Here is a 7484-nt window from a genome sequence, read left to right on the forward strand (position 1 = left end):
AAAAGGATTGTTTTTTCCGGCTAAGGATAATGGTTTTTTTGCTGTGCGGAATGTCTCCTTTGACGTGTATGAGGGAGAGACAATCGGCTTTGTAGGGATAAATGGATCAGGGAAATCAACCATGTCTAACCTGCTGGCTAAAATTATTCCGCCGACCAGCGGTGAAATTGAAATGAACGGCCAGCCGTCGCTGATTGCGATTGCTGCCGGTTTAAATAACCAATTAACGGGCCGGGACAATGTCCGGCTCAAGTGTTTGATGATGGGGTTAACCAATAAAGAAATTGATGATATGTATGACAGCATCGTTGAATTTGCCGAGATTGGCGATTTTATTAATCAGCCGGTTAAAAACTATTCCAGCGGGATGAAATCGCGTCTCGGTTTTGCGATTTCCGTGCATATTGACCCTGACATTTTAATTATTGACGAAGCGCTTTCTGTGGGGGACCAAACGTTTTATCAGAAGTGTGTAGACAGAATAAATGAGTTTAAAAAGCAAGGAAAAACGATTTTCTTTGTCAGCCACTCAATCGGTCAGATTGAAAAGATGTGTGACCGTGTTGCTTGGATGCACTATGGCGAGCTTCGTATGTTTGATGAAACAAAAACGGTTGTCAAAGAGTATAAAGCGTTTATTGACTGGTTTAATAAGCTGTCGAAAAAAGAAAAAGAGACATATAAAAAAGAGCAAACGGAAGAGCGGAAGAAAGAAGATCCTGAAGCGTTTGCCCGTTTCCGCAAAAAGAAGAAAAAGCCGAAATCACTGGCTAATGCCATTCAAATTGCTATTTTGTCTATTCTGACTGTCTTCATGGCGGGAACGATGTTCTTTAATGCCCCGCTTCGTACAATTGCTTCGTTTGGCGCTATTCCGCAAAATGAAGTGAAGAACCATCATGGCGATGCAAAGGGCAAGTCAGAGGAACGCTTAACCGCAGTCAATAAGCAAGGGTTTATAGCAAATGAAAAAGCGGCTGCTTATAAGGATCAGGGTTTGAAACAGAAGGCTGACGTTACACTGCCATTCGGTACAAAAGTAACGGTAGCTGCAAAAGGCAAACAAGCAGCGAAAATAAAGTTTGACGAGCACTCTTATTATGTGAAACAGAGCGCTGTTGCAACTAACATGAAACACGCTGAATTGCATGCCGCTGCATTTACGTCTTATGTCTCGCAAAACGCAGCATCTTCCTATGAATACTTTCTGAAATTCCTAGGAGACAGCAGCACCAGCATTCAATCGAAATTGAATGGTTATACTGAAGGAAATACGGCTGACGGCAGAAAAACGCTGAATTTTGATTATGAAAAAATCAGCTATGTGCTGGAGAATGATAAAGCAACAGAGCTTATTTTTCATAACATTTCTCCTATCAACCCGGCGTCACTATCCTTAAGTGATAGCGATGTATTGTATGACAGCAGCAAGAAGCGTTTTCTAGTGAATACAGATGATCAGGTTTTTGCAGTTGATAATGAAGAGCATACACTGACTTTGATGTTGAAATAAAAAAAGGCTATTGGATGAATGTCCAATAGCCTTTTTGTTTAGATTTCTTCTTTGTTTAGTAAACCTTCCATAAATGGAACGAGCTGATCGCGAAGCTCTTTATCCTGCATCGCAAATTCTAGAGTTGTTGTGATAAAGCCGAGCTTTTCACCAACATCATAACGCTTGCCTTCAAAGTCGTAAGCAAACACTCTTTGAATTTCATTCAGTTTTTGAATGGCGTCTGTGAGCTGAATTTCTCCGCCGGCGCCAACCTGCTGCTCTTCTAAATACATGAAGATCTCAGGCGTGAATACGTAACGGCCTAAGATGGCAAGATTAGAAGGTGCTGTGCCTTTAGGCGGTTTTTCAACGAAGTTTTTCACCTGATAACGGCGGCCTTCACTTGTCAGCGGGTCAATAATGCCGTAGCGGTGTGTTTCTTCTTCAGGCACCTGCTGAACACCGATAATAGAAGAAAGTGTTTTTTCATATTCATCCATTAATTGGCGCAACCCTGGTGTTTCAGCCTGAACAATATCGTCTCCAAGCAGTACCGCAAACGGCTCATCGCCGATAAAGTTGCGCGCGCACCAGACAGCATGTCCGAGACCTTTAGGTTCTTTTTGGCGGATATAGTGAATGTCAGCCAGGTTAGAAGCCTTTTTCACTTTTTCAAGCAGCTCAGTTTTTCCTTTTTCTTCTAGGTTTCTTTCAAGCTCAGGAGAGTAATCAAAATGATCCTCAATCGCACGCTTGCTTTTTCCTGTTACGATAATAATATCTTCAATACCGGCTTCAACAGCTTCTTCAATTATGTATTGAATGGTAGGTTTATCAACGATAGGAAGCATTTCTTTCGGCATTGCTTTCGTAGCCGGCAAGAATCTCGTTCCGAGACCTGCGGCAGGGATTATGGCTTTACGTACTTTTTTCAATTTCAAAGCACCTTCCTTAAGAACAGATTTAGGGTCACTCTTTTGAATGCTGAGTATTTAAAATGTTTGAGTTTCTTTTCTCATCAATACCCTATTTTCATTCTGTTAAACACATTTAATCATATAAGAAAAACCAATATTAAACAAGAGTCAATTCAGTGACTTTGGGGTCGAGGAAATACAAAAAAATATCATTAATTGATAGATAAAACAGTTTCACCTGATCAGGTATTTCAAGAAACATAACAGCTTCTTCATCTCTAGAGCCTGCTCAGCAAAAGTGATATAATGTAGTTCTGAAAATGTGACTGTACGAATTTATTCGAAAGGTAATAAATAGATGATGACGATTAAGGTTTCTACTCCAAAATTAGCATTTGTTTGTCAAGAGCTGAATGCTGCAAAAAAGTTTAGTATCAATACGATCGATTGGAACTATCCAATGGAAATTGTCACTTTACATCATGAGCCCAATGGGCCTTCTTCTTTTAAAGATACTGCTGTTATTAATATGTACAGCTACTTTAAAGGTTCTGAACCTCAGAAAGATAAAATCAAGCATCCGATTGAACAAGACGGTTTAACATATATTCAAGAACCAAATAAGCCAATTTATCGTTATTACAATAATGGACGTTATATTAAATATCAAAGGTTTACAGCATCAGGAGAACTTGCTGTCATTGATTACTTTAATGAAAGCAGGCAAAGATTTAAAAGGGAAGAATATGATTTGTCTGGATATGTACACAGCTTAATGTACATGGATCTGGACACTAACAAACCGAAGCAGCATCTTTATTTAAGGGCAGATGGCACTTGTTATATGACAAAATGGTATAGGAATGATGGAACAACTGAAAAAATTGTCATTTTTGACGAAAAAGAGAATATAGTCAGTGTATTGTATTCAGAAAATGAACTTGCCCGTTATTTTCTGAGCCGCTTGATAAAGGAAGCGGATTATTTATTTATGATTTCTGAAGTTGAGTTATATACTACATTAAAATCTCTTTCAGTTGAATATTCTTCCATGTATCTAGGTTTTATAGAGACGAATGAGATGTTGGAAAACCCTGAAAAGGAAATAGGCCACCTTGATGCTTTTGTGGTTCCTTCCTTGAAGAGATATCATGACATAATTAAAAATACGGGGCCTCGCACAAATATTTATTACGTTTCTGAAGAGCCGTTTACCCGCAAGCGTTTTGTGGACAAACTAATAGATCAGGTGCCATTTAATAATCAATTGAAGGATATGAATGTTGAGCTGTTAATGGCAGAATGGCAATCAAAATCCGATTTATATTTGTCAGCCAAGGTTGAATTTAAAGGCTGCATTCCTCCCCATTCTGTTGGCCGCCATAAAATGTATTGGAAGTTAAAAAATAAAAAGAGCGGCACTGAAAGCACGTTTAACGCAAAAGTAAACAGCGAGGAAGAACTAATATTTACCGTAAGCGGTACACTTCGTATTCACTCTGTATTAGATCAGTTGTCCACCATTGAATTGTATCTCTGTTCCGAGTGGGATAATAGCTTCTTTTCATCAGGTGTGCGAATAACCGATTCAAAGGAAATTCCATTATCAGAACAAAGTATTTCAGGCTGGCAAGTTACTTTAGAAAAAGAAAATAATTATTTGCGTGTTCAGACTGCCGAGGGATTTCGGAGAAAATTAATGAAACGGCTGTTTGTGAAAAAATAGCAGACAAGGTTTTACCAGAAGAAGGAGCTTGAAGATGAGAAGGATCTTTTCACTAATATATGAAATAGACATTGAAAAAGGCGGCATTACAAGCTCTATGATGTCAAGATCTTTTACATTTGCGGAGCGCGGCCATAAAATCGATTTGGTTACACTTGATTATAAGGACAATTATGATCAGATTGAGCAAGTGCTGAAGAGCGCTGGAAGGCTCCATGCTGATGTAAATATCCTCAATATTTATGATGACTATAAAAATCAGCATAAGCATATAAAAATTGGGGAAGTGCAGCAAAGTTACTATGATCAAAATCGTAATCGCTTTGAAGAACCATATGCTGCGTATCATAACGAGGAAAAATTAGAAACGGAATACTTCAAGAATGGCTTATATATAAAAAAGAAAAAATGGGATGAGTCGGATAATCTTTTATATGTAGATCATTTCAATGAAAATATGCAAATGACAAAGCGAGAATTCTTTCATGGCGGTTATGTAAATAAAACTGTGATTTTCGATACAAGAAGTGGAAAAATCAATCAAATTCACTACACAGCACCCGACGGTTTCTGTTATTTAACAGAATGGTACCATTTTAAAACAGGAGCCAGTCAAGGAGTTATGCTGTTTGGCCGTGATGAAAAGGAAGCTGTATTTTTCAAAAACAAGCACCAGTTTCATACACATTGGCTTGAAACGTTATGTGAGAAAGAAAAGGACCCTATCATCATCTGTGATGGAGTCGGAAGTGCTTCAAAAGTAAATGAAATGCGTGCAGGATTGGCAAAACGATTTTACTGTGTTCACTCAAATCATTTAGATTATCCTTATACGTTAGGCAGCAAAGTTCGAAACAATCATCAATATGCGATGGAGCATATTAAGGAGTATGACGGCCTGATCGTATTAACGAATGAACAAAAAGAAGATATCATGAAGGATTTTGAGTCGAACAATAACATTTTTGTTATTCCTCATGCACCAAGAAGGCTTGAAAAATTACAAACGTATGAAAAGAAGAAAAACGAATTTGTCATGGTGGCCAGATATCATGAGGAAAAAGGGATCGATAAGGTCATAAAAGCAATGGGAATCGTAAAAAAATCCCGGCCGGATATTGTCCTGAATATATATGGCAGCGGTCCCGGCCATGAGGAATACCAGCAATTGATCGATGATCTTAAGTTAGATAATGTACATTTAAAAGGATATGTCGCAAATCCCGCTCCATTTTATCAGCAGGCGCTTGCCACATTATTAACATCAAAATTTGAGGGGTTTAGTCTCGCGATTTGTGAATCGTTTTCGTGCGCAACCCCTGTTATCAGTTTTGATGTGAAATACAGCCCGAGGGAGCTCATAAAAGAACACGAAACGGGAATGCTTGTAGAACCTGATAATATTGACATGCTTGCTGAAAGTATCATTTATTTGTACGACAACCCTGAGAGAGCCATTCAATATGGAAAAAACGCAAAGAACTTAATGGATACTGAATATAGTGAAGCACGATTATTTGAAAGATGGGAAGAAGTATTTGAAATAACGAAATAGTACGTTTTTGCACCATTTTTGTTCATTATATGAGCTTTTGCGAATGAAATAGAAGCGGATAAGGATAGAGGTGTCATGGTGAAAATCACTGCAGCAGTACCCACATACAACTCAGAACATTTTATCTCCCGCTGCCTGGATAGTCTGGTTCAACAAACCATGCCGAATAATGAGTACGAAATTATTTGTGTAGATGATTGTTCACAGGATGGCACGGTTTCAATATTAAAAAAGTACAGTGAACAGTATTCTAATATAACGGTTATAGAACGAGAAAAAAATTCGGGAGGGCCGGGGGAGCCGCGAAACCAAGCGATACGTGCTGCGAACGGTGAATACATTTTTTTTATTGATTCCGATGATTATTTAGGAATCGAAGCGTTCGAGAGAATGTATCAATTTGCAAAACAGCATGATTCAGATATTGTGCTTGGGAAAATGGTCGGTGTAAACGGCAGATCGGTCCCGCAAGCTATTTTTAAGGAAACGAAACCTGAGGCGGATCTTGTAAAATCTCCGCTTGTTTACTCAATAGGACCGACAAAACTTTTTAAAGTTTCACTGCTTAGAATGCATGACATATATTTCCCCTCTAATATACAGGCTACAGAGGATCAGGTATTTGTCATGCAGGCTTATTTAGAAGCGGACAAAATTTCTGTCTTGGCCGATTATGATTATTACTATGCTGTACAGCATGACGGCGAGCATATGACGTTTGCATACGTTGCGCCCCAAAGCTACTATGGCGCAATGAAGGTAATCATAGATATGATTCGTAATAGCCGTCTTTCACATAATCGCAAAATGAAGTTTATGGCGAAATTTTTGAATCGTCATTTTGATTTTTCCAGAACAACGGACTTTACCGTAACAATCGAGGACGAACGGGAGCAGCAAACATGGATGACAGAGCTGCATCATTTTGTTGAACAAAATATACCACGGGAAATTGATAAACTTGTTCATTCTCATACGCGGTTAAAATTACACTTTGTACGCCATAATGACCTAAAGGGCTTAAAGCAGTTTGAAGCTGATAAAGAAAATATGGCCCAATATACGTCAGTTAAAAATGGTCATATCATAGCAAACTATCCCAGCCTTATCTCATATCATTTGGCAGAGAATGAACGGATTGTTGATGACAGAAACAAAATCAGTCATTACGTGAGCGAATTTCAAATGAAGGACAACACTTTCACATTAAGAGGGTCGGTTACCCACACGGCTTTACAACCAGAGCATCAAGCTATGCAAACTTTATACGGCATTTGGGTGCACCGTGATAGAAAAACTGAAAAAATCATTTCTCCAGTGTATTCCAAGGACGGAGAATTTGAATTTCTCACGAAGTTTACTGATTTGGCTATTCATGAAGAAGATATTGGTGTTTGGGATTTCTTTATTGAATCGGGGATAGACGGCTATAAAAAACGCGCCCGAATTGGCAGCAGCAGAGAACCGTATCCTTATTCAAAATATGCTAAATATATTGGGAATAACGGGGAATATGCTTTCAGCGCACGGCCGTACTTTACTAAAACCTATGATAATTTGTCGGTGGATATCAGAAAGCAGGAAGTTCTGAAAGTCGAATTCAGAGATAATGATTCGGACCAGCATTTAACGTTCGTATTTCCTGGAAGCCAATTGTTTTTTCCGAAGCAATCTTTATTATTGCTCGAATGCAATAACCAAGAGTTTTTAATACCAATAAAAAATCAAATCAGTTCAGCTGATGGGACAGTGATACAGGTTGATCGGAATCTCGTTCAGCAAAAGTTTGCT

The 7484-nt window shown here is 38.5% G+C and carries 5 protein-coding genes; 4 read left to right on the plus strand and 1 reads right to left on the minus strand.

What is annotated here, in order from left to right; translation table 11 throughout:
* Window positions 1–1513, plus strand: a 1513-nt coding sequence (locus RAC86_RS32325) for an ATP-binding cassette domain-containing protein (protein WP_377886469.1), incomplete at its 5' end; no start/stop codon positions are given.
* A gap of 38 nt (window positions 1514–1551) precedes the next feature.
* Here RAC86_RS32325 and galU read toward each other — a convergent pair.
* Window positions 1552–2430: a UTP--glucose-1-phosphate uridylyltransferase GalU gene (gene galU, locus RAC86_RS32330; protein WP_003227944.1), complete on the minus strand. Its 879-nt coding sequence runs from the start codon at window positions 2428–2430 to the stop codon at window positions 1552–1554.
* Between the two features lie 340 nt (window positions 2431–2770).
* Here galU and RAC86_RS32335 point away from each other — a divergent pair, with 340 nt between their 5' ends.
* The 3 genes from RAC86_RS32335 to RAC86_RS32345 all read left to right on the plus strand — a co-directional run.
* Window positions 2771–4138, plus strand: coding sequence for a hypothetical protein (locus tag RAC86_RS32335; RefSeq protein ID WP_377886471.1), 1368 nt, complete (start codon window positions 2771–2773; stop codon window positions 4136–4138).
* A gap of 34 nt (window positions 4139–4172) precedes the next feature.
* Window positions 4173–5693, plus strand: a complete 1521-nt coding sequence (locus RAC86_RS32340) for a glycosyltransferase (protein WP_327846305.1) — start codon at window positions 4173–4175, stop codon at window positions 5691–5693.
* A gap of 75 nt (window positions 5694–5768) precedes the next feature.
* The coding region (locus RAC86_RS32345) for a glycosyltransferase (RefSeq protein WP_377886472.1) at window positions 5769–7484 on the plus strand (1716 nt) is incomplete at its 3' end.

Source organism: Bacillus sp. LR_5 (assembly GCF_042709275.1).